Annotated in this window: 26 protein-coding genes, 1 tRNA gene and 2 pseudogenes; 8 read left to right on the top strand and 21 right to left on the bottom strand. The window is 59.4% G+C overall.

The window, feature by feature from the left end; all coding sequences use genetic code 11:
- Positions 1-375 precede the first annotated feature (375 nt).
- The 8 genes from CH74_RS00310 to CH74_RS00275 all read right to left on the bottom strand — a co-directional run bounded on the left by CH74_RS00310 (position 376) and on the right by CH74_RS00275 (position 6,878).
- Positions 376-1,641 (bottom strand): adenosylmethionine--8-amino-7-oxononanoate transaminase, encoded by a 1,266-nt coding sequence (locus tag CH74_RS00310; protein WP_048305499.1) that lies wholly within the window; start codon positions 1,639-1,641, stop codon positions 376-378.
- A complete protein-coding gene (gene bioD / locus CH74_RS00305) occupies positions 1,638-2,354 on the bottom strand; it encodes a dethiobiotin synthase (protein WP_048305498.1) in 717 nt (238 codons plus the stop codon). The genes CH74_RS00310 and bioD overlap by 4 nt, the downstream gene beginning before the upstream one ends.
- Positions 2,355-2,357: 3 nt before the next feature.
- Positions 2,358-3,152: a methyltransferase domain-containing protein gene (locus CH74_RS00300; protein WP_048305497.1), complete on the bottom strand. Its 795-nt coding sequence runs from the start codon at positions 3,150-3,152 to the stop codon at positions 2,358-2,360.
- Positions 3,149-3,859, bottom strand: coding sequence for an alpha/beta fold hydrolase (locus CH74_RS00295; protein ID WP_048305496.1), 711 nt, complete (start codon positions 3,857-3,859; stop codon positions 3,149-3,151). Before CH74_RS00295 ends, CH74_RS00300 begins: the two co-directional genes overlap by 4 nt.
- On the bottom strand, positions 3,856-5,007 hold the full coding sequence (gene bioF, locus CH74_RS00290; RefSeq protein ID WP_253272862.1) for an 8-amino-7-oxononanoate synthase: 1,152 nt from the start codon (positions 5,005-5,007) through the stop codon (positions 3,856-3,858). Before bioF ends, CH74_RS00295 begins: the two co-directional genes overlap by 4 nt.
- A gap of 19 nt (positions 5,008-5,026) precedes the next feature.
- Positions 5,027-6,079, bottom strand: a complete 1,053-nt coding sequence (gene bioB, locus CH74_RS00285; protein ID WP_048305494.1) for a biotin synthase BioB — start codon at positions 6,077-6,079, stop codon at positions 5,027-5,029.
- 63 nt (positions 6,080-6,142) lie between these two features.
- Positions 6,143-6,532 (bottom strand): Lin0512 family protein, encoded by a 390-nt coding sequence (locus tag CH74_RS00280; protein ID WP_048305493.1) that lies wholly within the window; start codon positions 6,530-6,532, stop codon positions 6,143-6,145.
- Positions 6,525-6,878: a Lin0512 family protein gene (locus CH74_RS00275; protein ID WP_048305492.1), complete on the bottom strand. Its 354-nt coding sequence runs from the start codon at positions 6,876-6,878 to the stop codon at positions 6,525-6,527. Before CH74_RS00275 ends, CH74_RS00280 begins: the two co-directional genes overlap by 8 nt.
- A 125-nt stretch (positions 6,879-7,003) precedes the next feature.
- Here CH74_RS00275 and CH74_RS19150 point away from each other — a divergent pair, with 125 nt between their 5' ends.
- Both CH74_RS19150 and CH74_RS19145 read left to right on the top strand, forming a co-directional pair.
- The gene (locus tag CH74_RS19150; RefSeq protein ID WP_253272861.1) at positions 7,004-8,065 is read left to right on the top strand and encodes an aminopeptidase P family N-terminal domain-containing protein; all 1,062 of its coding nucleotides are present in this window, start codon (positions 7,004-7,006) and stop codon (positions 8,063-8,065) included.
- The gene (locus tag CH74_RS19145; protein ID WP_253272860.1) at positions 7,963-8,811 is read left to right on the top strand and encodes a M24B family metallopeptidase; all 849 of its coding nucleotides are present in this window, start codon (positions 7,963-7,965) and stop codon (positions 8,809-8,811) included. The genes CH74_RS19150 and CH74_RS19145 overlap by 103 nt, the downstream gene beginning before the upstream one ends.
- Positions 8,812-8,857: 46 nt before the next feature.
- Here CH74_RS19145 and CH74_RS00265 read toward each other — a convergent pair whose 3' ends face one another.
- Both CH74_RS00265 and CH74_RS00260 read right to left on the bottom strand, forming a co-directional pair.
- The gene (locus CH74_RS00265) at positions 8,858-9,295 is read right to left on the bottom strand and encodes a BLUF domain-containing protein (RefSeq protein ID WP_048305491.1); all 438 of its coding nucleotides are present in this window, start codon (positions 9,293-9,295) and stop codon (positions 8,858-8,860) included.
- A 17-nt stretch (positions 9,296-9,312) separates the two neighbouring features.
- A pseudogene (locus CH74_RS00260) lies at positions 9,313-10,943 on the bottom strand (putative bifunctional diguanylate cyclase/phosphodiesterase).
- Positions 10,944-11,115: 172 nt separating this feature from the next.
- On the opposite strand from CH74_RS00260, the gene CH74_RS00255 reads away from it, so the two are divergent.
- On the top strand, positions 11,116-11,457 hold the full coding sequence (locus CH74_RS00255; RefSeq protein WP_216594671.1) for a YbjQ family protein: 342 nt from the start codon (positions 11,116-11,118) through the stop codon (positions 11,455-11,457).
- Positions 11,458-11,561: 104 nt separating this feature from the next.
- The gene (locus tag CH74_RS00250; protein ID WP_048305490.1) at positions 11,562-12,110 is read left to right on the top strand and encodes an NADPH-dependent FMN reductase; all 549 of its coding nucleotides are present in this window, start codon (positions 11,562-11,564) and stop codon (positions 12,108-12,110) included.
- Between the two features lie 446 nt (positions 12,111-12,556).
- Here the strand turns inward: CH74_RS00250 and CH74_RS00245 are convergent.
- Positions 12,557-12,633 (bottom strand) — tRNA-Arg (locus CH74_RS00245).
- Positions 12,634-12,842: 209 nt separating this feature from the next.
- On the opposite strand from CH74_RS00245, the gene CH74_RS19140 reads away from it, so the two are divergent.
- On the top strand, positions 12,843-13,739 hold the full coding sequence (locus CH74_RS19140; RefSeq protein ID WP_053070573.1) for a c-type cytochrome: 897 nt from the start codon (positions 12,843-12,845) through the stop codon (positions 13,737-13,739).
- A 77-nt stretch (positions 13,740-13,816) separates the two neighbouring features.
- Here the strand turns inward: CH74_RS19140 and rep are convergent, their stop codons facing one another.
- From rep to pyrE, 4 genes are all read right to left on the bottom strand, one after another.
- Positions 13,817-15,847: a DNA helicase Rep gene (rep, locus tag CH74_RS00235; protein WP_048305489.1), complete on the bottom strand. Its 2,031-nt coding sequence runs from the start codon at positions 15,845-15,847 to the stop codon at positions 13,817-13,819.
- A gap of 4 nt (positions 15,848-15,851) precedes the next feature.
- Entirely contained in the window at positions 15,852-16,325 is a 474-nt protein-coding gene (trmL, locus tag CH74_RS00230; protein ID WP_048305488.1) for a tRNA (uridine(34)/cytosine(34)/5-carboxymethylaminomethyluridine(34)-2'-O)-methyltransferase TrmL, read from the bottom strand.
- 70 nt (positions 16,326-16,395) lie between these two features.
- Complete coding sequence (locus CH74_RS00225; protein ID WP_048305487.1) at positions 16,396-16,950, bottom strand: YfaZ family outer membrane protein; 555 nt, start codon at positions 16,948-16,950, stop codon at positions 16,396-16,398.
- A gap of 72 nt (positions 16,951-17,022) precedes the next feature.
- A complete protein-coding gene (gene pyrE, locus CH74_RS00220; RefSeq protein ID WP_253272859.1) occupies positions 17,023-17,700 on the bottom strand; it encodes an orotate phosphoribosyltransferase in 678 nt (225 codons plus the stop codon).
- A 92-nt stretch (positions 17,701-17,792) separates the two neighbouring features.
- Here pyrE and CH74_RS00215 point away from each other — a divergent pair, with 92 nt between their 5' ends.
- Positions 17,793-18,560 carry an exodeoxyribonuclease III gene (locus tag CH74_RS00215; RefSeq protein ID WP_048305486.1) on the top strand — a complete coding sequence of 256 codons (768 nt, stop codon included), beginning with the start codon at positions 17,793-17,795 and terminating at the stop codon, positions 18,558-18,560.
- Between the two features lie 236 nt (positions 18,561-18,796).
- A pseudogene (locus tag CH74_RS00210) lies at positions 18,797-20,271 on the top strand (DASS family sodium-coupled anion symporter).
- Between the two features lie 87 nt (positions 20,272-20,358).
- Here CH74_RS00210 and rph read toward each other — a convergent pair.
- Positions 20,359-21,093 carry a ribonuclease PH gene (gene rph, locus CH74_RS00205; RefSeq protein ID WP_048305485.1) on the bottom strand — a complete coding sequence of 245 codons (735 nt, stop codon included), beginning with the start codon at positions 21,091-21,093 and terminating at the stop codon, positions 20,359-20,361.
- A gap of 127 nt (positions 21,094-21,220) precedes the next feature.
- On the opposite strand from rph, the gene CH74_RS00200 reads away from it, so the two are divergent.
- A complete protein-coding gene (locus tag CH74_RS00200; protein ID WP_048305484.1) occupies positions 21,221-22,084 on the top strand; it encodes a YicC/YloC family endoribonuclease in 864 nt (287 codons plus the stop codon).
- A 2-nt stretch (positions 22,085-22,086) separates the two neighbouring features.
- Here the strand turns inward: CH74_RS00200 and CH74_RS00195 are convergent, their stop codons facing one another.
- From CH74_RS00195 to CH74_RS00175, 5 genes are all read right to left on the bottom strand, one after another.
- Positions 22,087-23,385: a type II toxin-antitoxin system HipA family toxin gene (locus tag CH74_RS00195; protein WP_048305483.1), complete on the bottom strand. Its 1,299-nt coding sequence runs from the start codon at positions 23,383-23,385 to the stop codon at positions 22,087-22,089.
- A 25-nt stretch (positions 23,386-23,410) separates the two neighbouring features.
- Positions 23,411-23,737 (bottom strand): helix-turn-helix domain-containing protein, encoded by a 327-nt coding sequence (locus CH74_RS00190; protein WP_048305482.1) that lies wholly within the window; start codon positions 23,735-23,737, stop codon positions 23,411-23,413.
- 155 nt (positions 23,738-23,892) lie between these two features.
- Complete coding sequence (locus CH74_RS00185) at positions 23,893-25,545, bottom strand: DEAD/DEAH box helicase (protein ID WP_156181279.1); 1,653 nt, start codon at positions 25,543-25,545, stop codon at positions 23,893-23,895.
- Between the two features lie 117 nt (positions 25,546-25,662).
- The gene (locus CH74_RS00180) at positions 25,663-26,181 is read right to left on the bottom strand and encodes a hypothetical protein (RefSeq protein ID WP_048305480.1); all 519 of its coding nucleotides are present in this window, start codon (positions 26,179-26,181) and stop codon (positions 25,663-25,665) included.
- Positions 26,181-26,648, bottom strand: a complete 468-nt coding sequence (locus CH74_RS00175; protein WP_048305479.1) for a hypothetical protein — start codon at positions 26,646-26,648, stop codon at positions 26,181-26,183. Before CH74_RS00175 ends, CH74_RS00180 begins: the two co-directional genes overlap by 1 nt.
- Positions 26,649-26,755: the final 107 nt, after the last annotated feature.

Raw genomic sequence — 26,755 nt, 5'->3', positions numbered from 1 at the left:
AACTCAGGTTCACGGTGGTGGCCGCCTGGGCGGCGGCCCCTGCCAGGAGTGACGCACTCAGCAAGCTGGCTGTTGCCAAGGTCGATAATAATGAGCTCTGTGGAAGAGACATGGACCTCTCCTTGTTGTTGTGCGGATTTGCCGAGCAACACGACTGAGTATTGGCCGACCAGAGCATAATGTCGAGCCCATGCCGAGCATACCAGGATACAAAAAAAGCGGCCCCACGAGGGGCTGCCTGAAACACAGAGGAGGTTTCAATCAGGAGTCAGTGAAGCGTTTTCAGTCCTGCTTGTGCCATTCGAAACGCTTGACCGTAGCATCATTGACTTCGCCACGCTGACGTACCATCGCAAGGAAACTTTCGACAAGGGCCTAGCGAAACCAGGCCTTCATCGCCTCAGTGATCCGGCGCATTTCGTCCTCGCTCGTGATGTAGGCCGGCATGGTGTAGAGCCAATGACCGAAGGGGCGCAGCCACACGCCTTGCCGGCGAGCAAAGGCCGCCACGCCCTTCAGCGCAGCGGCTTCCGTCACTTCGATTACCGCGGTGGCACCCAGCACCCGCACGTCGGCCACCGCTGGATGCGCGCGCAAAGTGGCATCCAGGAACAATTCATCGTGCAGTACGCGATTGAGCCGAGCGATTCTGCCGAGATAATCCTCATCCTCGAAGACGGCCAGGCTTTCCAACGCCACCCGGCAGGCCAGCGGGTTGCCCATGAAAGTAGGCCCGTGCATGAAGGCATGCAAGGCGCTGTCGCCGATGAAGGCATCGTGGACACGCCCGGTGGCGAGCGTGGCGGCATGTCCCAAATAGCCGCCGGTGAGTCCTTTGGAAAGCACCATGATATCCGGCGACACGCCGGCATGCTCGGCGGCGAACATGCGCCCGGTGCGACCGAAGCCAGTGGCTACTTCATCGAAGATCAGCAGCACATCGAATTCGTCGCACAGCTCGCGCGCGCCATGCAGATAGTGTGGCGAGGTCATGTTGAGCCCGCCGGCGGCCTGCAGCAGCGGCTCCATCGTGAGCGCCGCGATTTCGTGATGACGGCACTCAAGTATCCGGCGCAAGGCGTCGAGATCGGCCTGCACCTCTTCCGGACCGGCATCGAAGTCGGCCCGGGGCGAGGGGGCGAAATGCTGCCGGGGCAGCACTCCGGCGAACAAGGCGTGCATGCCCTCTTCTGGATCGCAGACCGCCATGCAGCCCATGGTATCGCCGTGATAGGCCTTCATCAGTGACAACAATCGATGCTTGTTCGGCTTGTCTTGCAGATAGTGGTACTGCACCGCCATCTTCATGGCGACTTCCATGCCTACAGAGCCGCTGTCGGAGAAGAACACATGATCGAGCCCCGGGGGCGTTATTCGGACCAGTTCCCGGGCCAACCGTTCGGCGGGATCATGGGTCAGTCCACCCAGCATCACATGGCAAAGTTCACCGGCTTGTTCGCGGATCGCCGCCACTAGGCGCGGATGGCCGTAGCCGTGGATCATGCACCACCAGGAGCAGGTGGCATCCAGCAGGGTTTCGCCACTATCCAGGTAAAAATTCGCTCCCTGACCGCCGATCACCTTGGGCGCGGGCTGCTGGGTCTTGAGGTGAGCGTAGGGATGCCAGACAGGGGAGTTCATGTACGTTCCTCATCAGGTGTGCAGGGCAAGGCGAGATGGGCGGCCCCTGATTGCGCCAGCGCGGCGGGGGAAGCGGCATCGAGGCGCGGCACCACGCCCAGGCAGGGGCCGGGCAGGTGCTGGTCGAGGGTCGCCAGGTTGGCACGGTAGATCGTCCCGTCCACGGCGAAGTCCGCGTCCAGCAGATTACCGACCCAGCCCGCCAGCGGCAGCCCGTCGGCGCGGATCGCCTCCGCCGCGAGCCGCGCCTGGTTCAGGCAGCCCAGCTCCAGGCCCACCACCAGAATCACCGGCAACGCCAGGCGTGTCGCCAACCCGGCCAAATCTTCTTTATCGTTCAACGGCACTCGCCAGCCGCCAGCGCCCTCTATCAGCGTCAGGTCGCAAGGCTCGGCCAGCGCCGGCGCAAGCGCCCCTGTCAGGGTGTCCAGCGTCATTTCCTGGCCGGCCTGACGTGCCGCCAGATGTGGGGCGATAGGCGGCGCAAAGGCCACGGGATTGATTCGCTCATAAGGCAGCCCGGGATGGCACTGGGCCTGCAGCGCCAGGGCATCGGCGTTGCGCAGCCCCTGCGGAGTAGCGTGGCAGCCGGAGGCCACCGGCTTGAGTCCCAGGGTGGTGAGGCCCTGCTCACGCGCCCGCGCCAGCATGGCGCAGCTGACGAAGGTCTTGCCCACGTCCGTGCCGGTACCGGTGACGAAGAACGTTGCCATGCGCTAACGCTCCAGCACTAAGGTAAGACGCCGATAACTGACCGGCAGTCCCGCAGACTCCCGCAGCTTTTCGTAACGTTGTTCGGCACGTTTCAGATCTTCGCGGTTCAAGCGTGCACCGGGACGGGCCGTCTGGGCGCCGACGCCCTTGATGGAAGCCATCACCGCATTGAAATCCGGATAGAAGAAGCGCTCGATCTGCGCCGTCACCTGCACGTGGTGAAAGCCGGCCAGGCGCGCGCTCACCCGATGACAGTCGGTGTCCTTGAAGCCCAGCAGCCCGCTACCGGGGGTGAAGCGTGACCAGGCCTGTGCCACTTCGAACAGTGTCCCCGGTCCTAGGGTATTGATCAGCACCCGACCGCCCGGTCGCAACACCCGATGCAACTCGCGCATCACGCCGTCCAGGTCCGGGCACCACTGAATGGCCAGGTTGGAGAACACCAGATCAGCTTCGTTCGCCGCCAGGGGTAATGCCCCGGCATCACCGCATAACCATTGTGCTGCCTGGCCATGACGGCGTCGCGCCTCCCGTAGCATGCCCGGCGCCAGATCGAGACCCAGCACGCAGGCATCGGGGTAACGCGCCGCTAGATGCGCACTCCAATCACCCGGCCCACAACCCAGGTCGAGTATCGTTCGTGCCTTTATGGGCAAGTGCTGCCATAGGCCCTCGCCCATGGCCTCCTGGGCAGTCGCCAGTTGCGCGTAACGCGGTGCGGCACGTGAGAAGGCCCGGGCTACCCGCCGTCGCCAGTCTCTATACTCTTGAATAGGTAGGAGCGCAGGCATGCTCATGACGACGCACCCTGCTGGACGACGCTTACCAGATGCTCCGCCAACCGGCCTGGCTGGGAAAGCTGGGGGCAGTGTCCTGCACGTGGCAGGCGCACATCGGCCTCGGCCACGTCAGCACGGCTCAGTAATGGATCCTGCTCGCCGGCAAAGCGCAGAATCGGACAGGGCGGCACGATAAGCCGGGCAGAGACATCCAGCCGCGCCAGCAGGTCGAGACCCGCCGCTAGGGTGGTGTCATCGGCGCTGGGCAGTGGGCCAACCAGCGCCGCCAGTCGTTCCCTGGCTCGTTGCGGTTCGGGCTCGCCTTTCAGTTGCCAATCCAAGAAGTGCTGCCAGGCGGGCAGGCTGTCGCGCTTGAACGCACTCCGAAAGGCCCTGAGCGACGAAGGGGTAACCCCATCCGACGTACAAAAATGCGCCCCCATGCCGAGCATGACAATGGCACGTGGCGATGGCAGATGATCGAGCAGCCTTACCGCCTGCAATGCACCCAGGGACCAGCCCACCCAGACGGCGTCCTGCGGCAGGTGTGCAACCATACTGGCGGACAGCGCCTCAAGATTCTGGGGTTCGGCCAACGGGGGGTGGGCGCCGTAGCCCGGCCACTCCGGGGCGGTTACCGCCACGCCGGCGGGCCAGTGGGGTGCCAACGGCTGCCAGACGCGGGCATCGATACCCCAACCGGACAGCAGCACCAATGACGTCACGGCCTGCCCTCCTTGATCGTCAACTCGGCCAGGGCATCGAGCAGGCGTTCGATCTGCGCCGTTTCATGCGTCGCGCTCAGGGTAATGCGCAGCCGCGCCTGGCCCCGAGGCACCGTCGGGGCGCGAATCGCACCCACCAGCAGGCCGAGCGCGCGCAGCGTCTCGGCCCAGCGCAGCGTACGGGCATTGTCGCCAAGCAATAGAGGCTGGATGGGCATGGTCGAAGGCAGCAGCTTGAGTCCCAAGGCCTCGGCGCCGGTTCGGAACCTGGCGATATGGGCCCGCAGTTGCTCACGACGCTCGGGTTCTTGCTCGAGAATGTCCAGGGCCGCCAGGGTCGCCGCGCTGACCCCCGGCGGCTCGGCGGTAGTGTAGATACACGGTCGGGCGAACTGGAGCAGATGCTCGATCAATAGTTCGCTGCCGGCCACGAAGGCACCTGCCGTGCCCAGCGCCTTGCCCAGCGTACCCACGAGCACCGGCACCTCGTCGCTGCCGTGAGCCCGACCCACGCAGCCGTCGCCATGCGCACCGAGCACGCCCAGCCCATGGGCATCGTCGATCATCAGCCAGGCGTCGTGACGCCGGCACAGGCCGACGAGCCCGGGAACATCGGCGACGTCACCGTCCATGCTGAATACCCCGTCGCTGACCACCAGGCGCGGTGCCTCGCTCGTGGAGCGCCGCAGCAGGCACGCCAGATCGTCGAGGTCGCCATGATGGAAACGCCGCGCACGTGCCCCGGCAAGCTTGGCGCCGTCGAGCAGCGAGGCATGATTTAGCCGATCTTGAAAGACAGCGGTGGTGCCGTCGCATAGCGCCTGGAGCACCCCCAGGTTGGCCATGTAGCCGCTGGAGAACAACAGCGCCCGGGGGCGCCCCACCAAGGCTGCCAGGCGCGCTTCCAGCCGCCGATGAACCTCGAGATGGCCGCTGACCAGTTGTGATGCACGGGCTCCCGCACCATAACGCTGCGCGCCTTCGGCGGCGGCTTGACTCACACGCGGATCCTGCGCCAGCCCCAGATAGTCGTTGCCGGCGAAGTCGTCGACCGCATCGCGGACATGCACCCGGCGTTCACGCCATAGCCCCTGTTCGCGGCGCTGTGACTGGTGCGCCGCCAACCGCTGGGGCCAACTTCCCGACACGCATAGAGCGTCCGGCATTTCAGACGAGACTGGCATCGTAATAGAGCGCTTGGCCAGTGGCGGCGTCTGGCTGCCTGGAGGCCACGGCGTGCAAAGCATCGACATCGCCTTCTATCTCACGCCTCTCCGGCACGATGCCCAGTTTGGCAAATAGTGCCTGGTCACTCTGGGCCTGAGGATTGGCGGTGGTCAGCAGCCTGTCGCCATAGAAGATCGAGTTGGCGCCGGCGAGAAAGGCCAGGGCCTGAGTCGACTCGTCCATCTCTTCACGACCCGCGGAGAGGCGCACATGACTTTGCGGCATAAGAATGCGCGCCACAGCGATGGCGCGCACGAACTCGATGGGGTCGAGTTCTTCGACGTCCTCCAGCGGCGTTCCGGGCACCTTGACCAGCCGATTGATCGGCACCGATTCCGGGTGTGGATCGAGCCGCGCCAGCTGCTGCAAGAGTGCGGCGCGGTCCCGCGGCGCCTCGCCCATACCGAGGATACCGCCGCTGCACACCTTCATGCCCGCCTGGCGTACGTTGCCCAGTGTGTCGAGCCGATCGGCGTAGGTCCGGGTGGTAATGATCTCGCCATAATACTCCGGCGAGGTATCCAGGTTGTGGTTGTAGTAATCGAGCCCCGCTTCGGCGAGCTGGTCGGCTTGATCGGCCTCGAGCATGCCCAGGGTCATGCAGGTCTCGAGACCCAGCGCCTTGACCCGGCGCACCATCTCCAGCACCACTGGCAGATCGCGCTGCCGTGGGCTGCGCCAGGCCGCGCCCATGCAGAATCGGCTGGCGCCGGCCTCCCGAGCCGCCTCGGCCTGGGCCACCACCTTGTCGATTTCCAGCAACTTCTCCTTGCCGAGTCCAGTGGCGTAGTGCCCGGACTGTGGGCAGTACTTGCAGTCCTCTGGGCAGGCGCCGGTCTTGATCGACAAGAGGGTCGAAACCTGCACCTGGTTGGCATCGAAATGGCGCCGATGTACCTGTTGAGCGTGGAATAGCAGGTCGTTGAATGGCAGATCGAACAGCGCCTCGATTTCATCGAGGCGCCAGTCGTAACGAAGTGTGGGCTCGGGCATTGTTAACCTGAATGATTTGTCTAGGTTAACAGAAGCTAAGGCGCTCGATGGTCAGTGTCAATCCTACTCGACCAACCGCCAATCCTTTGCCATGTCCGGCAGGAAGGCTTCCACCGCAGCAGTGGCGATGATATGAGTAGCTCCCTGCTCCGGGTCGTCGATATTGAGCCCGCCCTGTACCGCTTTGACCTCGGCCCGGCCCCGGGGCAGCTCCGCGGCCAGTGCTTGCGTGTCGACCTTGTCCGGTTCCTGCACGCCGATGGTGACCTGCACCCGCATCAGTGTGTGGTCGTAACCCAGGGACTTGAACAGCACGATGGAGGAGTGATGCAGGGCATCCTGAATCGCTCGGCTGGCGGCCTTGGTATAGTCGCCGCCGTACAGATCGTTGCCGGTGCCCATCTCGAGGATGACGCGCTTTTCGCTTGCTTGCTCATCTATTTGCTCAGGCATGAGTCGGCTCCATGTCGAACGAGACCTTGAGGGCGGTATTGGCAATCACGGTGACGCCGCTTCCATCGGGTCGTGGCACATCGAGCCCGCCCATTACTACATTGATAGATGGCTGGCCGTAGGGAAAAAGCGCCAGCAAGGCGCTTTCATCCACCGCCTCGGGCTTTTGCACCCCTACCTCGACGTCGATGATCATGGCGGTTTTGGGAAAGTCGAAAAGCTCCGCCACGTTCAGCGAGTTGTGCCATAGCGCATCGCGAATCGCCCGGGCCGCCGCCTCGGTATAGTCCTCTCGGCGCAGAGAGGTGCCCATGCCGAACTCCGTTACCACGCGCTTTTTGGTCATTTGCTTCTCCGTGCGGTTTCGCTTGAATTCCATATTCCGTAATGTCGGGCTTTCAGGACGCTTACGCAAGAACATGACTGCTACAATGCGCATTTGCTGATTTCACGCCGGCCTGGAGCTTTCCTATGTCTCATTCAACGCCCCTCTCTCCCGCCGAACGTCTGGCCGCCCTGCGCGAGGCCATGCGCAAGCACTCGATTGATGCCTGGTGGCTGCCCTCCTCCGATCCGCACAGCTCCGAATATCTGCCGGAGCATTGGGAAGGCCGGGCCTGGCTGTCCGGTTTCGATGGCTCCGTGGGCATTCTGACCATCACCCAGGACGCCGCCGGGCTATGGGTGGACAGTCGCTACTGGGTCCAGGCAGAACAGCAGCTCGAAGGCAGCGGTATCGAACTGATGAAGCTGCAGCAAGGCCAGGCCCAAGCCCCCATCGAGTGGCTGGCAGCGCAACTGCCCCAAGGCGCAACGTTGGGCTTCGATGCGGATGTGGTGTCCCTGGCCAATGCCCGACGCATGGAAGAGATGCTGTTGCCCCGAGGCGTCAAGCTGCGCAGCGACCTGGATCTACTGGACACGATCTGGCCAAACCGCCCGGCACTACCCCAGGCATTGGTCTACGAACATCCCCGCGAGTATGTAACGGGGACCCGCCACGAACGCCTGGCCGAGCTGCGTAAGGCACTCAAAGAATCCAGTGCCGACTGGCATCTGCTCTCCACCCTCGACGATATCGCCTGGCTGACCCAGCTGCGTGGTTCGGACGTAGATTTCAACCCGGTATTTCTCGCCCACATGCTGATCGGTCACGACAGCGCCACGCTATTCATCGCCCCGGGCAAGCTCAAGGATGGCCTGATCGAGACGCTACGTGAAGACGGCATCGACACTGCCGATTACGATCAGTGGAAGGCGCGTCTGGCGAAACTGCCGGCCCGGGATCGGGTACTGCTCGATGGCGCCAAAGTGACCCTAGCCAGCGCTCAGGCGCTGCCGGAGAGCATGACGCTTTTTGATGGCGTTCAGCCACCACCCTTGCCAAGAGCCGCAAGAGCGAAAGCGACATCGCCCATGTGCGTCGCACCATGGAAGAGGACGGCGCGGCGCTGTGCGAGTTCTTTGCTGAGTTCGAGGCGGCCCTCGACCGGGGCGAGACGCCCACGGAGCTTGAGGTGGACGAGCGGCTGACCGCCCAACGGGCCAAGCGCGAAGGATTCGTGTGCCAAAGCTTCGGCACCATCGCCGCCTTCAACGAGAACGGCGCCCTGCCCCACTATCACGCCACGGACAAGGCACACGCCACCATCAAGGGCGATGGCTTGCTGCTGATCGATTCCGGCGGTCAGTACTATGGCGGCACCACGGACATCACCCGGGTCATTCCTATCGGCGAGATCAGCGCTGCCCAGCGCGAGGACTTCACCCGAGTACTCAAGGGCACCATCGCGCTGTCACACCTCCACTTCCCGGATGGTATTGCCTCACCCAAGCTCGACGCCGTCGCCCGGGCGCCGCTGTGGTCCAGCGGTCGCGACTACGGCCACGGCACCGGCCACGGCGTGGGGTATTTTCTCAACGTTCACGAAGGGCCCCAGGTGATCGCCTACTCCGCCACGGCAACGGAACACAACGCCATGCGCGAAGGCATGATCACCTCCATCGAACCCGGGGTCTATCGCCCGGGCAAATGGGGTGTGCGCATCGAGAACCTGGCGGTCAACCGCCGCGCACCGGACAGCGAATTCGGCGACTTCCTGCACTTCGAAACTCTGACGCTATGTCCCATCGACACCCGCTGCATCGACCGTGACTTGATGGATCAATCGGAAATCGACTGGCTCAATGCCTATCACAAGGAAGTGCGCGAGCTCCTTGCGCCCAAGCTGAGCGAGGCGGCCAGAAAGTGGTTAGTGGAGCGAACAGAGACTGTTTGACGCAGAGCGCCGGCGATGTTGCATCGCCGGCGCCTTTCCTGCCAACTCACGCCTGCTCGGCTTCATCCAGATGGGTGCGCAGCAGCTCGAACACCGTGTCGCCGTCGAGGGCTTTCGCGTCGAAGCTTGAGCGTTCGTTGAAGCCTGCGAACTGTTCGATACGTTGAGCATTCTGGCCGACGAAGGCCATGTCCCAGTCCGAAAAATACCGCGCCTCGACCCGATCGAAGGCGAGCACGCTGACATGAGAATGCCTTGGATCGCACTGAATGCGCTCGAAGGTGTCCTGAATCCTGTTATGAGGGCCTTCCAGTACCTGAGCGAAGCAGCCGGTATTGAACATCAAGGCCCCGGTGACGCCGGCCTGGCGATTATTGCGCTGGGAAACGTCGAGAATGCCGCGGATTTCTTCCTGCAGAAGGTCATCGTCACCGGTGATGGTGTTGCGACTCAAATAGACGAGCCGATAAAGCGTCTTGTCCACGGATATTGACTCCCTAATTATTCGACGGGCGTGATAGAAGCGGTTTGCATCGAGCGCATGAAGGACTCGATAGTGTCAGGTGCCATGGGCTTGGCGATGTAATAGCCTTGAACGGTATTGCAGCCGCCCTTTACAAGATCTTCATACTGATCGGGTGTTTCCACCCCTTCCGCGATGGTCATCATGCCAAGCTTGCCCCCATGGTCAGAATGGCGTCCATGAGCGCTTTTGCCCGGGGTGACTGCTCCGCCTGGATGAAGGATTTATCGATCTTGAGTTTGCTGAAGGGGAAGCTATTGAGATGGCTCAGAGAGGCGTAGCCGGTGCCGAAGTCGTCCATGGCAATACCCACGCCCATATTCTTGATGGCCCACAAGCGTTGCATCACTGCGTCGGTGTTGTTCATCAGGGTGCTTTCGGTGATCTCGATCTCGAGGCGCTCTGGCGCAAGACCGCTGTCATCGAGGGCTTTTCTGACGATGGCGACGATATGATCGTCATCGAATTGAAGCGGTGACACGTTTACCGCCACGCTCTGCTCGCCCTCCCAGGTAGCCGCCTGCTGACAGGCGGTGCGCATTACCCATTCTCCAATGGCATGAATCTCGCCAAGCTCCTCCGCCAGCGCAATGAAGTCCACCGGTGATACCCGTCCACGAACCGGATGATCCCAGCGAATCAACGCCTCAAAACCGCTGATGCTATCGTCCGAGAGGGATTTTTGCGGTTGATACAGCAACGAAAACTGGCGCAGACACAGCGCACGACGCAGATCCAGCTCGAGATTACGACGCTCGAGGGCACGAGATTCCAGGTTCGATTCAAAAAAGCAGTAACGGGAACGGCCCAGACGCTTGGCTTCATAGAGCGCCAGATCCGCATGTTTGAGCAGTTCCTCGGGGTCGCGGGTGCCTTGGCCCAGTACCGCGATGCCGATGCTTACGCCGCTGTTGACCTGATGACCGTTGATCAGAAAGGGGCGCTGCAGAAGCTCCACCAGGCGCTCGGCCACCGACTCCGCGCCTTCAGGCTGCTTGTTATGTGCCTGCAGGATGACGAACTCATCGCCCCCCAGCCGAATCAGGATATCGTCGCTGCGTATCGCCGAGCGCATGCGCTTGGCCGCCAGGATCAAGAGCGTATCCCCGGTGGCATGACCCAGGGTGTCGTTGACCTGCTTGAAGCGATCCAGGTCGAGCAGGATGACCGCACTGGCGGGGCTTTCCTCTTTCGAGCTGCTCAGGCTTTGCACGTATTCATCATAGGTTGCCCGGTTGGCCAGCCCGGTCAGCGCATCGAGTTGCGCAATGACACTGCGAGGCGCGCCGGGCATCGGCCAATCGTTGGAGACCATGACGATTCGGCGCCCTTCTCGTCGATCATCTAGATATAGGGTCGTGGTCTCGCTTCCCGCGACCTGCAGATCCAGCACCGAGGCATCCGGGTCGCGCAACTGTCGTTCGAGCGCGTCGCGCTCCTGGGCGCTGGCGCTGTGGGTCCAGGTCGATAGCGCCAAGGTATCAATGAGGGCCGTCGCATGGGTGAGATGAAGCTGGACCGCGAAGGCGGCGTTGGCATAGACCACCCGGTTCTGCTCATCAAGAATGGCGACACCCGTTGCGGATGCGCCGACACTCTCGGCAAGCATTGCTGGACTCCCCGTCTCCATCCCGGTTACCTCGTCGATTCATTGGCTGCGGTATCACCGCTTCTTCGAGAGGTATCGGCAGACATGACGCTTTCTTGAGAAGCTGCTGCCATTTGCCAATCGCAGCCGACGCCGCCATGCTGCAGGTTGACTACTTCAGGGAGATATTCGCATGTCTGAGCGCATGATTGTCACTACCTCTTCACACCTCGAGGGTTATCGCGTCACCGAGCACCTCGATATCGTATCCGCTGAGTGCGTGTTCGGCATGAATGTCTTCAAGGACATGTTCTCGGGCTTTCGGGACTTCTTCGGCGGGCGCAACAAGTCGTCTCAAAACGCGCTTCGTGATGCAAGAAAGACCTGTCTGGATGAGCTGCGAAAGGAGGCGGAGTCTCTGGGCGCCAACGCCGTCATCGGCATCGATCTCGATTACAGCGAGATTTCCGGCGACGGCAAGTCGATGCTGTTTCTGGTAGCAACGGGCACCGCGGTGAAGGTCGTCAAGGCTTGAGCCGTTACTAATGCAGACCTGGCACTGATCTACACTGTAGATCGCATTTCTTGAAACACGTCGGGCATTTCCGCGGGTCACGACCTGGCACAAGGCAGACGACAATGAAAATACTGGGCATTAGCGGCAGCTTGAGAAAAGACTCCTACAACACCTATCTGCTCGAGGCAGCCCGAGAGGCCATCGGCGACAGCGCACTTTTCGGCACCTTCGATATCGGCACGGTGCCGCACTATCACGGCGATCAGGACGGAGAAGAAAAACCCACTGCGGTACAGCACCTGAAAGATGACATCGAAAGCGCAGATGGCATCGTCATCGCGACGCCGGAGTACAACTACAGCCTGCCCGGCGTACTGAAGAATGCCATCGACTGGGCCTCCCGACCCGCCTTCAACTCGGTACTCAAGGACAAGCCGACTCTCATTCTAAGCGCCTCGATGAGCCCCACTGGCGGCGCTCGGGCTCAGGTACATCTGCGCGATATTCTAGCCGGTGTATTGGCGCCGGTATTTGCCGGCCCGGATTTTCTTGTGCCCACCGCCCAGGATAAGTTCGATGAGGCCGGCAAGCTTACGGACGAGGCGACCCAAAAGAGGTTACAAAAGCGTATGGACGCTTATATTGAGTGGGTCGGCAAACTATCGGCCTGAAGAGTCTCAATCGACATAAGCGTCGTCTAGTGTCGTTCAAACCTTGGTGGTGGTCCTTCGAACCTTCAAGCACTGCTGCCATGGCTACAGCACACCAGGCCGTGTTGACCCCTTCGCTATTATTTTTACTTTCAACGACAACGAACCCTTGACTCAATGGATGATGTTACCCACATAGTGAGAGGTGACGATCGAACATCGACGGAGAAATGCTCATGAGACGCTATATCTTTGCGGCAGTGGCCAACTGGCTCAGAAAACCCGCAAACCGGGAAAAAGCGAAGCATTATGCAAGGCAAACCTGGAACAAGTACCAGAACCGCAACAAGGGGCCTAATAACGACCCCAATCGGAGATGAAGAAACCCCAAGTGTCACCTAGAATAATATCCAACCAAAAACCGCCGCGCGGCATGACCCGTAAGCGGCGGTTTTTACTATTCTTTTTGGCCCGCCCTATAGGATTCGAACCTATGACCTTTGCCTCCGGAGGGCAACGCTCTATCCAGCTGAGCTAAGGGCGGAAACTGCGACATGAGCGCGCAGCCAACGCGCAGTATCCTACCCGCCCACCTGCTTGCTGTCCAGCCGAGACGGGCACTTACCGGGTATGATGTAGCGTTCTATTGACCACGGCGCGGTATGGTGAATTTTCCTGCCCCTTCGGTTACCGCTATACTGACGGCCTTGGTGCCGAGCCGATTTACTGACAAGACCGTGAGAGGTGGTAAGGGTGGAATTCAAAAAAACGATCATGGGGACTTTGGCCATTCTCGGCTTGGCTGCCGGTGTGGCTTCAGCCCAGGATGACAACATGTCCAAGGAAGCCATCGCAGAGCGGCTAAAGCCGGTAGGTGAGCTATGCTTGCAGGGTGATGACTGCGGCGGCGCTGGTGCGGCGCCGGCGGCAGCCGTTGCTGATAGCGGCGGCGGTGGCAAGTCCGGCGAGGAGATATACAACAGCGTGTGCATGGCCTGTCACGATACCGGCGCCGCTGGCGCGCCGATTCGCGGTGAAGACGCCGATTGGGCAGATCGTGTTTCCAAGGGTTTTGACACCTTGCTCACCCACTCGACCGAAGGCTTCAACGCCATGCCGGCCCGAGGCGGCAACCCCAATCTTTCCGATGACGAAATGTATTCCGCCACCGCTTACATGGTCGAGCCGGTCATGGAGGTTCCCGCCCAGGAGGGTGGTGGTGCAGCTGCCACCGATGAGGGCGGCGAACAAGCGGCCAGTGCCGATAGCGATACAGGCGCAGAAGAAGGTCAGCAGCCGTCTCAACAAAGTATGGCGCAAAATAACGCCGGTGACGACGCCAGCGCGGATGGCGAGCAAGGCGGTGCCACCGAGGTAGCAGCCGCCGGCGGTGCAAGCGGCTCTGATTTACCCGGCGCCAGTAAGATCGCCGTCTGCTCGACCTGTCACGGACAGGACGGCAAGGGGACTACACCCATGTACCCCAACCTTGCCGGGCAAAATGCGACATACATGGAAAATGCTTTGAAAGCCTATCGTGCCGGCGAGCGTGAGGGTGGAATGTCTTCGGTCATGACGCCGATGGCGTCAGGACTTTCCGACGAGGACATCGTCGATATCGCCGAGTACTACAGCCAGCAGACGCCGTAATCCGGCAATGCGCTTGATGTTTGCAACACGCTTTGGGCGCAAAAATGGCGCCCAAGGTTTATGTGGTACCCGACTGGCTATCCCAGCAGGGAACGCAATCCGGCGATGGCGTCCTTACCCCGAGCCTGCTTCTTGTCCGGATTTTCCTTATCCGCACGCCCTTCCCATTCTAGATCCTCCGCCGGTAGCTCATCGAGAAAGCGACTCGGCGTGCAATCCATCAGTTCACCATAGGCCTTGCGCTGTCTCGCTAGGGTCAGTGTCAGAGTACGCCGGGCACGAGTAATGCCCACATAGGCCAAGCGGCGCTCCTCTTCCACCGTACCGGCCTCGATGGAATTGCGGTGCGGCAGTAGATCCTCTTCCAGCCCCATGAGATAGACGTGGGGAAACTCCAGGCCTTTGGAGGCGTGCATGGTCAGTAGCTGCACCCGATCGGAGTCGTCCTCTTCCGCCTGCTGCTCGAGAATGTCGCGCAGTACCAGCCGCGAGATCGCCGATTCGACGTCGTCGGTCTCCTCACCTTCCTCGCGCTCCATGGACTTCTCGAGCTGGTCGATCAGAATCCAGACGTTGGCCATGCGCCGCTCGGCGATGGTGGGCGCGCTGGCGTTTTGATACAGCCAGGACTCGTAGTCCATGTCGCGCACCATTTCGCGAATCGCGGCGATGGCATCCCCTTGGTCCATGCGCTTGCGCACGCCGTCGATGAAATGCACGAAACGCCCCAGCCGCTCCACTGCCCGGGTCGATAGAACCTGCTCCAGTCCTAGCTCGTGGCAGGCGGCAAACAGCGAGCCGTCTCGCTCGGTAGCATAGTTAGCGAGCTTCTCCAGGGTGCCGGGGCCAATCTCCCGGCGCGGCACGTTGACGATACGCAGGAAAGCGTTGTCATCACCCGGATTGATCAGCAAGCGCAGATAGGCCATGGCATCCTTGATCTCGTTGCGGGAGAAAAACGAGGTGCCCCCGGAAAGCTTGTAGGGAATCTGGTAGTGCTGCAGCTTGAGTTCGAGCAGCCGGGCCTGAAAGTTGCCCCGATAAAGCACCGCGAAATCGCGCCATTCGGCGGATTCCTTGATGCGTCGCGTGAGAATCTCGCTGGCCACCCGTTCAGCTTCCGCCTCTTCGTGACGATTGACGACGATGCGAATCGGATCCCCCGGCCCCATGTCCGACCACAGGGTCTTTTCGTAGACGTGGGGATTGTTGGCAATCAGGGTATTGGCGGCACGCAGGATCACCCCGGTGGAGCGGTAGTTCTGCTCCAGCTTGATGACCCGCAGGCGCGGGAAGTCTTCGCCCAGAGTGACAAGATTTTCCGGACGCGCCCCGCGCCAGGCATAGATCGACTGATCGTCGTCACCGACCACGGTGAAGGTGGCCCGCTCCTGCATCAAGAGTTTGACCAGTAGATACTGGCTGACGTTGGTGTCCTGGTACTCGTCTACCAGCATGTAGTGAATCTTGCGTTGCCAACGCACCAATGCTTCCGGGTCACTCTGCAGCAGCGCTACTGGCAGCAGGATCAGATCGTCGAAATCGACGGCGTTATAGGCTTTCAGATGACGGTTGTAGGCCTCATAAAGCCGCGCTGCGTACTGCTCATCTTCATCTGCCGCGTGAGACAGCGCCTGACCCGGCAGCACCAGATCGTTCTTCCAGGTCGAAATCTGGCTCTGCACCCGGTTGATCTGGTCCGCATCGACCTGGGCATCCTTGTTCATCAAGTCGCGCAGCAGCGCCTTGGCGTCCTCCGGGTCGAACAACGAGAAACCGGGCTTGTAGCCCAGGGTCTTGAGTTCGGCTCGGATGATATTCAGCCCCAAGGTGTGGAAGGTCGAGACCGTCAAACCATGGCCTTCACGGCCCTGAAGCAGCTGCCCCACCCGTTCCTTCATTTCCCGGGCGGCCTTGTTGGTGAAGGTCACTGCGGCGATCTTACGCGCGCTCATGCCGCACTCCTGGACCAGATAGGCGATCTTGCTGGTAATCACGCTGGTCTTGCCGGAACCGGCGCCGGCTAGTACCAGGCAGGGACCATCGATATAGCGCACGGCTTCCTGCTGGCGCGGATTGAGCTTGGCAAGGCGTTGCTTGATGGACATGATATTACTCAGGGTCGATCGCGCCGATGAACCCCAGCTGGCGCCAGGCCTCGAACACGATTACCGCACAGGCATTGGACAGATTCAGGCTACGGCTATCCGGCAGCATGGGAATCCGCAGACGTTGCTCCGGCGGCAGGCCGTCGAGCATGTCCTGAGGCAGGCCGCGGGTCTCGGGACCGAATACTAGCGCATCGCCGGGACGATAGGCTGGCTCATGATAACCGGTGCGTCCGCGAGTAGACACGGCGAAGACTCGCATCGGGGCGATATCTTCAAGGAAGGCCAACCAGTTTTCGTGCACCCGAACCCGCGTCCACTCGTGATAGTCGAGCCCGGCCCGACGCAGACGCTTGTCATCAAGGGCGAAACCCAGCGGTTCGATCAGATGCAGGCGAAAGCCGGTATTGGCGCACAGGCGTATCAAATTTCCGGTGTTGGGCGGGATTTCAGGTTCAAAAAGTACGATATCGAGCATCAGGATGCCAGATGAAACCGGCGCTCTTCAGAGCGCCGGTAAGTGAACAAGATGTGGATACAAAAGCAAATCAGAAGCCAACGCTAATGCCAAGCACCGGGCCACTGTCCAGCGTCTTTTCACCGGTATCATCAAAGTCGGTGCGATAGTAGCGATAGCCGCCGTAGGCATAGGTCTGGGCGAAAAGTTCGACTCGGGCCTGGGCGCCATATTCATAGGTCTTGTCGATGTCACCGTGGCTGAACACCTTTGGCGTATAGAAGCCGTAGGCGCCTACCGAGGTCAACGGGATCGGCGTAGGCACGAAAGCCGATCCGCCCAGTCCTAGTCCGCCACCGTCGCCGTAGTAGGAATCCTGGTACTGATAGCGAGCGCCTACGGAGAGATCCACCATCGGCAGATACGGCGTGAACATCAACGACGCGCTGTAGGCATCAAGATGATGACCGCTGTCGTCGGAGGTGAAATAGCCGACCCCGGCGCGAACCGTCGGCAGAATCGTCTGACTTGCTTCAATCCCGAAAGCATTGTCGTTGACGTTGGCTGAGAGACTGACTGCCGAGGCCGACTGACTGGCCAGCAGGACAGCGCTTGAGGCGATTGCACAAGCAAATGGTTTGAACATGGAAAGTTCCTCTCACGATTGGGTAACAGGGTGCCCAGATCATCTGGGGCAGGAAACGACGTTGCTGATCCTTCAGTCAACTTGCGTAACACCATACTCGCGACGATAAACGCGAATCGCATCGGCATGTCCGGCAAGTACGTCACCGGCATGCTCTTCGAGATATTCCAGTACCTGATCGAGATTGACGATACTGTTAACTAGCATATCATAACGTGCCTCAACATTTTGGATGGCACTGTGCGGTTCATTGCCCGGGCCACGCTCCTGACGATCCAGCGCAATGACGACGCCAGCAGCCTTTGCGCCAGCGGCGTCAATCAACTGCATGACTTCGCCAATAGCCGTTCCGGCAGTGATCACATCGTCTATGATCAGAACACGCCCCTTGAGCTCGGCGCCGATGATGTTGCCGCCTTCGCCGTGATCCTTGGCTTCCTTACGGTTGAAGGCGAAGGGCAGATCGCGATCGTGTTGATCCGCCAAGGCAATGGCGGTGGTGGACGCCAGGGAAATACCCTTGTAGGCGGGGCCGAACAATATATCCGCCTCGAGGTCACTATCCATGATCGCCTGGGCATAAAAGCGCCCTAACCGCGCCAGGGCTGCGCCGGTGCGGAAAAGGCCTGCATTGAAGAAGTAAGGACTGACACGACCGGACTTGAGGGTGAACTCACCGAATTTGAGTGCGCCCTGGGCGATGGCAAAGGCAATGAACTCTCGTTGATACGCTTGCATATGACCGCTCACGAGCTTTCCTGTTACGAAGATTGATTTAGCGCTATTTACCCAAACGTCTAAAGCTCGGGTATGATACACGCGCGACGGAAAAGGGACTACGTATGAAAATCGCCAGCATCAACGTCAATGGAATTCGCGAAGCGGTCGAGCGAGGTTTCCTCGACTGGCTAGACGAGCAGGATGCCGACGTCGTATGTGTACAGAACCTGAAGGCCAAGAGCTTCGAGCTCGATGACAGCATTCTCTACCCCTCCGGCTACGAAGGCTACTTCCTGGATGCAGAGCAGGATGGCTTCTCTGGCGTCGGCCTATACTGCCGCAAGATTCCCAAGGCCATCATGTACGGTCTGGGCTTCGAGCAGTGCGACGTCGAGGCGCGCTTTCTTCAAGCCGACTACGACCGCTTCAGCATCGCAAGCTTTTTGATGCCGGATGGCAGCGACTACGCCGCCAAGCAGACGTTCATGGCTCAGTATCAGGATTACCTGGGCAAGATGGCACGCAAGCGTCGCGAGTACATCATCTGTGGTACCTGGCATATTGCCCACAAGACCCTCGATCTGGCCAACTGGGCGGACAACCAGACCACGCCAGGCTTCAAGCCGGAAGAGCGCGCCTGGATGGATCAGGTGTTTGGTCCTACCGGTTTCATCGATACGTTCCGGGAGATCAATCGCGACGCCGGTGAATACACCTGGTGGCCCAAACTCGATCAGGAGGTGCCGCGAGGGCGTCAAGAGGGCTGGCGCATCGATTACCAGATCGTCGGACCCAATTTTCGCCAGCATGTAGTGGATGCCTGGATCGATTATGACGCGACTTTCTCCGAGTTCGCGCCCCTGATCATCGAGTACGATCTCGAACTTTGACTGCGATTTTTCGTCGCTCTTCAGCAGGACGCCGACTTTAGGGTCGGCGTCTTTCGTCATAAGCTTGCAAAGCAATTGAACGACTATTGATGCAAATCATGCCACATACCCTGACTATTACTATGATGGCGAACAAATTGATCTATATTTCATAAAATAGATGTATCAATAAGTTATCGCCTTTTTATCGCTTTAAAACGCCAATCGCATATCGCCATCTCATAAAGAGTCCCTATATGCCCTCTACCTCACTGGGTTTTCGTCTTGTTCCCATGCTCGTGGCCATCGCGCTTGCGCTTGTGGTCTGGTTTCTTCCTCAGCCTGACGAAGTGACCAATCAAGGCTGGCTCATGCTGGCCATTTTCATCGGTACCATCGCTGCCATCATCGGCAAGGCCATGCCCATAGGGGCGATTTCCATCCTGGCCATCACCCTGGTCGCGGTGACCGGCGTGACCAGCGACGACCCTGGCACCGCCATCAAGGATGCCCTCGGCAGCTTCTCTAGCCCCCTGATCTGGCTGATTGCCATTGCCATCATGATTGCCCGGGGGCTGATCAAGACCGGGCTCGGGGCGCGCATCAGTTATTACTTCATTGCCGCCTTCGGCAAACGCTCGATAGGCATCGGCTACAGCCTCGCCCTATCCGAGCTTACCCTGGCGCCAGTGACACCAAGCAATACCGCCCGGGGCGGTGGCATCATGCATCCTATCATGCTGTCCATTGCCCAAAGCTTTGACTCCACCCCGGAGCAGAACACCACGGAAAAGATCGGCAAGTACCTGGCCTGGTAAATTATCATAGCAACCCCATTACCTCTGCCATGTTCATCACCGCAACGGCGCCTAATCCGCTGACGGTCAAACTGATCGCTGACGCCACGGACAGCGCCATTACCCTGAGCTGGACAACCTGGGCCCTGGCGATGCTGCTGCCTGGCCTCGTGGCCATCTTGCTGATGCCCCTGGTGTTGTATTGGCTGCATACCCCGGAAATAAAACACACGCCGGACGCAAAGCGCTTTGCTCAGGAAAACCTGAAAAAGCTCGGTCGGCTGGGCCGGGACGAGAAAATCATGTTGCTGGTGTTTGTGATACTGCTGCTGCTCTGGGCAGACGTTCCCAATCTCCTGGCCGGTAGCTACATGGACTTGAGCATCAACTCCACCACCACTGCTTTCATAGGCTTGTCGATACTGCTGGTGACAGGCGTGCTGACCTGGCAGGACATTCTCGCTGAAAAGACCGCCTGGGATACGCTGGTATGGTTCGGCGCCTTGGTAATGATGGCCACCCAACTCAACGAGCTTGGCGTCATCGACTGGTTCTCTGGCACCATTCAAACTTGGCTGAGTAGCGCCAATATGGGCTGGCCTATTGCCAGCGGTCTCTTGATACTGGTGTTTCTCTACAGTCACTACTTCTTTGCCAGCACCACCGCCCACATTACCGCCATGATGGGGGCCTTTCTCGTCGTGGGCTTAAGCCTGGGCGCGCCGCCCATGTTCTTCGTACTGCTGCTGGCAGCGGCGTCTTCCATCATGATGACTCTGACTCACTATGCCACAGGCACCTCGCCGGTCGTCTATGGCTCCAACTACGTGACCCTGGCAGAGTGGTGGCGCGCAGGCTTTGTCATGAGCGTGGTCAACATCGTCGTCTGGACCGTAGTCGGTGGCCTGTGGTGGAAGCTGTTGGGCTATTGGTGAGCGATAGATTTTACTGACTGTCCCATGAACAAAGAGGGCGCCAGATTTCCCTGGCGCCCTCTTTGCTTGTTACCCGCTCATTAAAAATCAGCTGCGCAGCCCCAGCGCCTCACGCTGATGCTCGAACAGCTCACTACCGGCCTTCTCCGCTAGATCAAGCATGGCATCGAGCTCCTTACGCGAAAACGCCGTCGTTTCCGCGGTACCTTGTACCTCGATCAGCCCGCCGCTTTCCGTCATCACCACGTTCATGTCCGTCTCGGCGCCGCTATCCTCCGGATAATCCAGATCCACCACCGGCGTGCCGCGGAACATGCCTACCGAGACCGAGCTGACCAGCTCCTTGAACGGGTCGCCCTTGATCAGCTTTTCCCGCTGCAAATAGCGGATGGCATCGATCAGTGCCACGCAGCCGCCGGTGATCGAGGCGGTGCGGGTGCCGCCGTCGGCCTGGATCACGTCGCAATCCACGGTGATGGTGTATTCGCCGAGCTTTTTGAGATTGACCGCCGCCCGCAGGCTGCGCCCGATCAGACGCTGAATCTCCAGAGTGCGACCGCCCTGCTTGCCGCTACTCGCCTCCCGTCCACCTCGGGTATGAGTGGCCCGGGGCAGCATGCCATATTCCGCGGTGATCCAGCCCTGGCCTTTGCCGCGCAGCCAGCGCGGTACGCCGGCCTCGACGCTGGCATTGCACAACACCTTGGTATCGCCGAAGGCGACCAGTACCGAGCCCTCCGCATGACGGGTGTATTCTCGGGTCAGGGTGATATGGCGGGTCTGGTCGGGCTGGCGTCCGCTGGGTCGTCTGGCTGGGTGCATAATTCCTCTAGGCGTTTCACTAAAATCTGAAAGTTTCACTAAAAAAGCGTCGCGCCATTCTACACCTCCGCCGGGTTCGAATCCGTTACACTCGGTGCTTTATTCACACCGGCACAAGGATATCTTCATGGCTCACAGCATGACCGCGTTCACCCGTCAGACTCGAGAAGCCGCCTGGGGTAGCCTGGCGCTCGAATTGCGCTCGGTGAATCAGCGCTATCTGGAGCCACATTTCCGCCTGCCGGATTCCTTGCGCGATCTCGAGCCCGCCTTTCGCGACACCCTGCGCAATCGCCTGGCTCGGGGCAAGGTGGAATGCACCCTGCGCTTCGAGCCTGCTGCCAGTGGGGAATTGCTCAGCGTCAACCGCGCGCGCCTGGCGGAACTCGCCCGGGCCTTGCAGGACATTCGCACCGAGGTACCCGAGGCGCCGATTCCCGATGCCCTGGCGCTGCTGGATCATCCTGGCGTGGTCGAAATACAAGGCGCCGATCTGGACGAGGTCAAGCGGCAAGCCAGCGCCCTGTTCGAGGAAGCGCTTTCCGATCTGATTGCCGGTCGTGCCCGGGAAGGTGAACACCTGGCCCAGCTGATCAATCTTCGTCTGCAAGGCGTTCGTGTTCAGGTCGCGGAAGTGCGTGCCCTGCTGCCCTCGATACTCGAGCGCCAGCGCACCCAGCTCAGCGAACGTCTCGCCACTCTCAAGGCCGATCTCGATCCCCAGCGTATTGAAGCCGAAATCGCCCTGCTCGCCCAGAAGGCCGACGTCGACGAAGAGCTCGACCGCCTCGAAACCCACGTCGTTGAAGTCGAGCGCCAGCTCACGCAAAAAGGCCCGGTCGGCCGCCGGCTGGATTTTCTAATGCAAGAACTCAACCGGGAAGCCAACACGCTATCATCGAAATCCGTGGTGGCGGAAAGTACCCGCTGCGCGGTGGAGTTGAAGGTGTTGATCGAGCAGATGCGCGAGCAGATTCAGAATATTGAGTGATGTCAGCCCCTGCGAATCCGAAAGTCAGGATGCAGCTGTTGCCAGTGAGCCTTTAACGCGTCTTTATGACGTTCGAGCATGGGCTGCTGCTGTAGCGCTTCCGGCCAGCGTGTACGTGCCATGTCCAGGGTGTCATCAAGGTGCGGCTTGATCAGCCGCCAGGGAATGCCGGACTTATCTGACCAACGGCGAAAGCTGTCCATCGACGCCCGATACCAGTCCTTGTTGTCCGCCAGGTTAAGCGCGAAGCTGCGTTCACCGTCGATGTAGGCTCGTGTTGTCAGGATATCGTACGCCGGAGACAGTCTCGGGGTGACGCGATCGCTATACAATAGGCTCCAATTCTTGAGATGCGCATCACCGTTGGCCAGCAAGATATTGACCAGGATGCGCCGAGCAAACTGTTGCACATCGGCAATACCATCTCCCGAATATTGGTACAGAATACGGCCGATCTGCTCATAGTTTGCCGCGCCGTATTTTTCCCTAGGATACTTCACCAGCACCTGGGCAAAGTCTTCCATGTGGACGCGCTCGATTCCACCTTGGTAATGCCTGCGATCGAAGCGCCTTATGGCGAAGGCTTGCTTCTCCAGTGGTAGGTTGATGGGTGGGAGATTCTCCAATTGATCGAGTTCGACCAGGCGAATATCTGGAATATCAATGCCTGCAATAGCGGCCAGCGTCATTGCCGAATATTCATTCAAGGGAACCTGTGCGTGGCGAGTCGAAGGCGTCTTGATAATCCAGTCGCCAAGATCCACATCCGCAGAACCGGTACCGCCCTGCGCCAAGTTATATCGGCCGTCTTGCTCCTTCATGGAGAACTTCATCTGTATGCCGGCGAGCGAGAACTTACTTGCAAGATCAATGGGCTGTATCTGCTCGATATCCGCTGAGTCTTCAAACGCCAGGCGGTGCAGCAACGTCTTGGGCACGTCTTCGGGCGCCAGGGGTGTCGCGACTAGAGCACCGGGCAGGTCGCGCCCAAGCCAAGCCAGCAGCTCGAATTCATGGTCAATGTGAGTCTTCAGGCTTTGTGCCAGGAGCTCACGCAAGGCACCTTCCGGCAGCAAATTGGACAGCAAGGGATGCACCCCGTGATGCCTGGCCCAATCGCGCTTCAAGAGCTCCGCGGATTTCGGAAACCGTGGATGGGTGATCAGGCTGAGCGTTGGGCGCACTGGGTCCCACGCAAACTCTTCTGCAAAGAGAAGAAGATTCTTGCCACTTCTGTAGCCAACCAGATGACCGACCAGACGATCATGCAGCGTCAGTCGTAAAATGCTTAACCGATCCATGGGATTGCAACCCGAATACGTAGCCTCATTCGTTTTCCCCCAGCAATCCCTCCCAAGGATCATCAACCAAGGGGTCGCTGGTCTGCTCCTGTGTTTCATGTTCAGGGCTTGCCTGATCGGGCACATGCCCACTTGCCAGCACAGCAAGCACTGCTTCGCGTTTACCTTGTGGTATCAGCATCAACTCAGCGTTGAGGCCTTTTGCTACCAGCTCCAGAGTATTCAGACGCGGATTACCGTTGGCTTCCAGCCTTTGATACTGCTGCCGGGACATGCCCAGCCGCATCAACATGTCGCTCTGCTTCAGGCCTAGCGTTAAGCGGTGCGATTTGATCTGTTCGAGTAAAGACATAGGTCGTCAGCTTATTAGTTGCTTTTTCGTTTATAGCAACACATTAGTTGCCATACGAAGTAAGAGCAACTAATGAGACGACAAATTTATCAGAAGCAACCTATGACAGGAATGATTACTGCTCTTATGAAATTGAAATAGCAACGTCTACCAGGCTACTCAAGCCTGCCTGAATCGCCCCGGGTATCTAAAACATCAGAGCTATTGGATATAACAGGTAACTGCTCGTACGCTTCCGAAAAATACCTTTTACCCGCCCAGATATCGACGCTACCTACCACGTAAATACGTTTCTTCGCTCGGGTGAGTGCCACATTGAGCAGATTGGGTTTGCTGGCGGCCCACTCGACGGCACCCGGATTATCTTCTGATAATCCCAACACCAGGATGACCCGCTCTTCTTGCTTACCCTGAAAGGTATGCACCGTACCCACACGCTCTTTGAGCCAGCTGTGTAACTTATTTTGCCCGCCAAACCACTCACCAGACAAATGTTGGCCGAGATAATGCCGAATACCACTGGCCACGGCCTTGAAGGGAGAAATGATATAGACCGGAGGCGGCTCTTTTTCACGTTCAATATATTGGAGCAGTATTTTATGCACGCATTTGGCCTGTCTCAGTACAAAGTGCTTGCCGCTTACCTGACCGGCGACATTGATCCAGCGGCTGTTGCCTGGCCCGTCAGATAACTTGGAATTGCCATGTAGCATCTTGCCGTTATAGGCGATGGCATTGGCAATACCGAACATTGGCTCATCGCAGCGCCGGTGTACCCGCAGCGGACTACCCACCCAAAGATCATCGGCAATCTGGTAAGTCCCATAAGGATTCGCGCGGTCCGCCACGGTTTGCACTGAAGTCACCGTCGGCGACCATTGGTACCACTCGTCTGCAAACTCGCCTTTCGCTAAGGTATCGACTAGCTCGGGAGGAACCGTAAATACTGGCTCTATTTGCAAAGGGTCGCCTACCACCACCGCACGCTTGGCACGCCAAAGGGCGCCCACTGCCTGTTGCGGCGTCGCTTGTCCCGCCTCGTCGACAAACAGCCAACCTATTTCAGCCTCTTTCAATGCTCGGAACTGACTGGCGACGGAGGCAAAGGTCGAAGAAATCACCGGCACTATCATGAACAGCATTTGCCACAAGGCCTTGGCTGCGTCGCGATCGAGCACACTGCCGTTGATGGTCGGCATGAGCGAGAACAGCGTTTTATGCAGGCGCTGCGATTTATCGTCATAGGCCGCGACCAGCCAAGCCTGGTGCAGCTCGAAGGCCCGAGCAGTGAGCTGCGCTCGCGCCTGATTCAGTACCTGGCAATGGCCAAAAGAGGTGCGCTGTATATCCGGCACCTCCAGATCCAGCGCCTCATCGGGTAGCAAGGCATCGCTATAGCGCTCACATAGATGCGCATTCTCTTTACGTGCTTTTTCAAGCTGACGCTCGAGCGCATCGGCGCGCTGCTTGCTTAGAGCCGCTGTTTTCTCGGCTCGATGCTGCTTTTGGCGCAAGCGCCTAAGCAGCATCCGATGTGCCAAATAGTGCTTGAACGGCCATACCCCAACCCGACGTGCTTGTCGTTTTACACTCCAAAGTTCCAGTCGTGCGGCCTCGAGTCGGTAGCGTTCGATCAAATCTCGCTGCGCCTGTATCTGCTTGGCTTGACGCTTTAGTTCCTGTAAACGCTCCAATTCTTCCAGGATATGTTCAACCTTGGCGCGCGCCACCTTGAAGGCACGCTGAGCGTCTTTGAAACCTAGCTGTGTATCGCGCCCACCGGCCAACTCCCTGAGCGCTGGAATCAAGGTGCGGTAGTGCTCAGCACCGCCTTAGAGACGGTGACTTTCCACGGGTTTAAAGAACAGTCGCTCGCCAAACTGCTTGCGGTTGGCGCTTTTCCCTAGCGCAGTGGCGATCAGCCCCTAGCATGACTCTTCCTCGCTTAACGAGAAGAGACTTGCCTCACCGTCCTCTTTCAATGCGTGTTCAGCAGCGAGCTTCTGGGCGGCAGGCTTCAAATAGGCCATCTCGCGGTAGGCGTCTCCCAGCGCCTTGCGCTCAGGAAGCTCTCGGGTGATATTCTCCACTGCGGCATTGTTGCTCGAGACCACCAGCATCTCGTAACCGGACAGCGCTGGAATCAGCGTTTTGATCCTGCGCAGTTCGCCATCAATGTTGACCTGAAGGTCATCGTCAAAAGCCTCGCCCACCGACTCGAGTCCCGACAACGCCTCCGCGCGCTTGACCACATTGCGTGCTACTAAATCGCGCAGCATGGTTGTCTTACCCGTCCCCGGCGGGCCATTCACGGAGTAGAGTCCACGCTCGTCGAGATCCGTATCGATGCTGTTGATCGCGAACTGCTGCATCAGACTCATCGAGTGCTCGTCTTCATCCGGCCAGCGTCTCAACGGCATGCGAGCCGGTACAAGCTGACGCATCAACAGCGAACGTCCGTCGGTCTGCAAAAGGTCGGGCCGTTATCGTCTCCCGGCGTAAAAGAGGTCCACACCGCCATCGCCTTGAGTATCTCGATCAGCTCGAAGGTGGTCAGCACAGGAGGCAAACCATGCTCCTGCTTGAGGTTATCCGCCACCGTTAAAATTTTCGTCAATCGTTGACGAAACACCTTGTTAGCGGCTTTAAAGGCGTCGCGAGTGACCTGATCCAATCTTCCCTGCTGGAGCGCGCCAAGTACCCAAGGTGCGGTAGAGATGGCAAAACTGTCGGGATTGACTCTGCCCTGCTCATCCACCTCCACGGAGAGCGAACAGGTCAGCCCGCGATCGTTGCTGCGCTCCTGGCGCTCCACCCAGGAATCCGCTTGGTCTGGGTAGGCGTCCCGGACAATCTCGAAAATCCGGGAGCGCTTAAAAAGGCCGAGGTAGAGTTTGAAACGATAGGGCATGCTCGGACGGTAGTGCTTTCCGGCACGTCGAAGATGTTCGCGGTTCAGCCATGGCAACCCGTTCGGAGTGTCTAGTAGCTCATCGCTGCGGTAGTGAATCGCGCCTT

This window comes from Halomonas sp. PR-M31 (assembly GCF_001039575.1).
In the GTDB taxonomy this organism is placed as follows: domain Bacteria; phylum Pseudomonadota; class Gammaproteobacteria; order Pseudomonadales; family Halomonadaceae; genus Modicisalibacter.
This window is presented reverse-complemented; position numbering and strand designations above follow the sequence as displayed.

Excerpts from the sequence above, each read along its gene's own strand:
- bioD (WP_048305498.1), bottom strand. The coding sequence starts at position 2,354 with ATGGCAACGTTCTTCGTCACCGGTACCGGCACGGACGTGGGCAAGACC.
- CH74_RS19145 (WP_253272860.1), top strand. The coding sequence starts at position 7,963 with ATGGAAGAGGACGGCGCGGCGCTGTGCGAGTTCTTTGCTGAGTTCGAG.
- CH74_RS00215 (WP_048305486.1), top strand. The coding sequence starts at position 17,793 with ATGAAAATCGCCAGCATCAACGTCAATGGAATTCGCGAAGCGGTCGAG.
- CH74_RS00275 (WP_048305492.1), bottom strand. The coding sequence starts at position 6,878 with ATGACCAAAAAGCGCGTGGTAACGGAGTTCGGCATGGGCACCTCTCTG.
- bioB (WP_048305494.1), bottom strand. The coding sequence starts at position 6,079 with ATGCCCGAGCCCACACTTCGTTACGACTGGCGCCTCGATGAAATCGAG.
- CH74_RS00175 (WP_048305479.1), bottom strand. The coding sequence starts at position 26,648 with ATGCCCTATCGTTTCAAACTCTACCTCGGCCTTTTTAAGCGCTCCCGG.
- CH74_RS00300 (WP_048305497.1), bottom strand. The coding sequence starts at position 3,152 with ATGAGCATGCCTGCGCTCCTACCTATTCAAGAGTATAGAGACTGGCGA.
- rep (WP_048305489.1), bottom strand. The coding sequence starts at position 15,847 with ATGTCCATCAAGCAACGCCTTGCCAAGCTCAATCCGCGCCAGCAGGAA.
- CH74_RS19150 (WP_253272861.1), top strand. The coding sequence starts at position 7,004 with ATGTCTCATTCAACGCCCCTCTCTCCCGCCGAACGTCTGGCCGCCCTG.
- CH74_RS00250 (WP_048305490.1), top strand. The coding sequence starts at position 11,562 with ATGAAAATACTGGGCATTAGCGGCAGCTTGAGAAAAGACTCCTACAAC.
- rph (WP_048305485.1), bottom strand. The coding sequence starts at position 21,093 with ATGCACCCAGCCAGACGACCCAGCGGACGCCAGCCCGACCAGACCCGC.
- CH74_RS00195 (WP_048305483.1), bottom strand. The coding sequence starts at position 23,385 with ATGGATCGGTTAAGCATTTTACGACTGACGCTGCATGATCGTCTGGTC.
- CH74_RS00225 (WP_048305487.1), bottom strand. The coding sequence starts at position 16,950 with ATGTTCAAACCATTTGCTTGTGCAATCGCCTCAAGCGCTGTCCTGCTG.
- CH74_RS00255 (WP_216594671.1), top strand. The coding sequence starts at position 11,116 with ATGTCTGAGCGCATGATTGTCACTACCTCTTCACACCTCGAGGGTTAT.
- CH74_RS00310 (WP_048305499.1), bottom strand. The coding sequence starts at position 1,641 with ATGAACTCCCCTGTCTGGCATCCCTACGCTCACCTCAAGACCCAGCAG.
- CH74_RS00280 (WP_048305493.1), bottom strand. The coding sequence starts at position 6,532 with ATGCCTGAGCAAATAGATGAGCAAGCAAGCGAAAAGCGCGTCATCCTC.
- CH74_RS00190 (WP_048305482.1), bottom strand. The coding sequence starts at position 23,737 with ATGTCTTTACTCGAACAGATCAAATCGCACCGCTTAACGCTAGGCCTG.
- CH74_RS00180 (WP_048305480.1), bottom strand. The coding sequence starts at position 26,181 with ATGCGTCAGCTTGTACCGGCTCGCATGCCGTTGAGACGCTGGCCGGAT.
- CH74_RS00200 (WP_048305484.1), top strand. The coding sequence starts at position 21,221 with ATGGCTCACAGCATGACCGCGTTCACCCGTCAGACTCGAGAAGCCGCC.
- trmL (WP_048305488.1), bottom strand. The coding sequence starts at position 16,325 with ATGCTCGATATCGTACTTTTTGAACCTGAAATCCCGCCCAACACCGGA.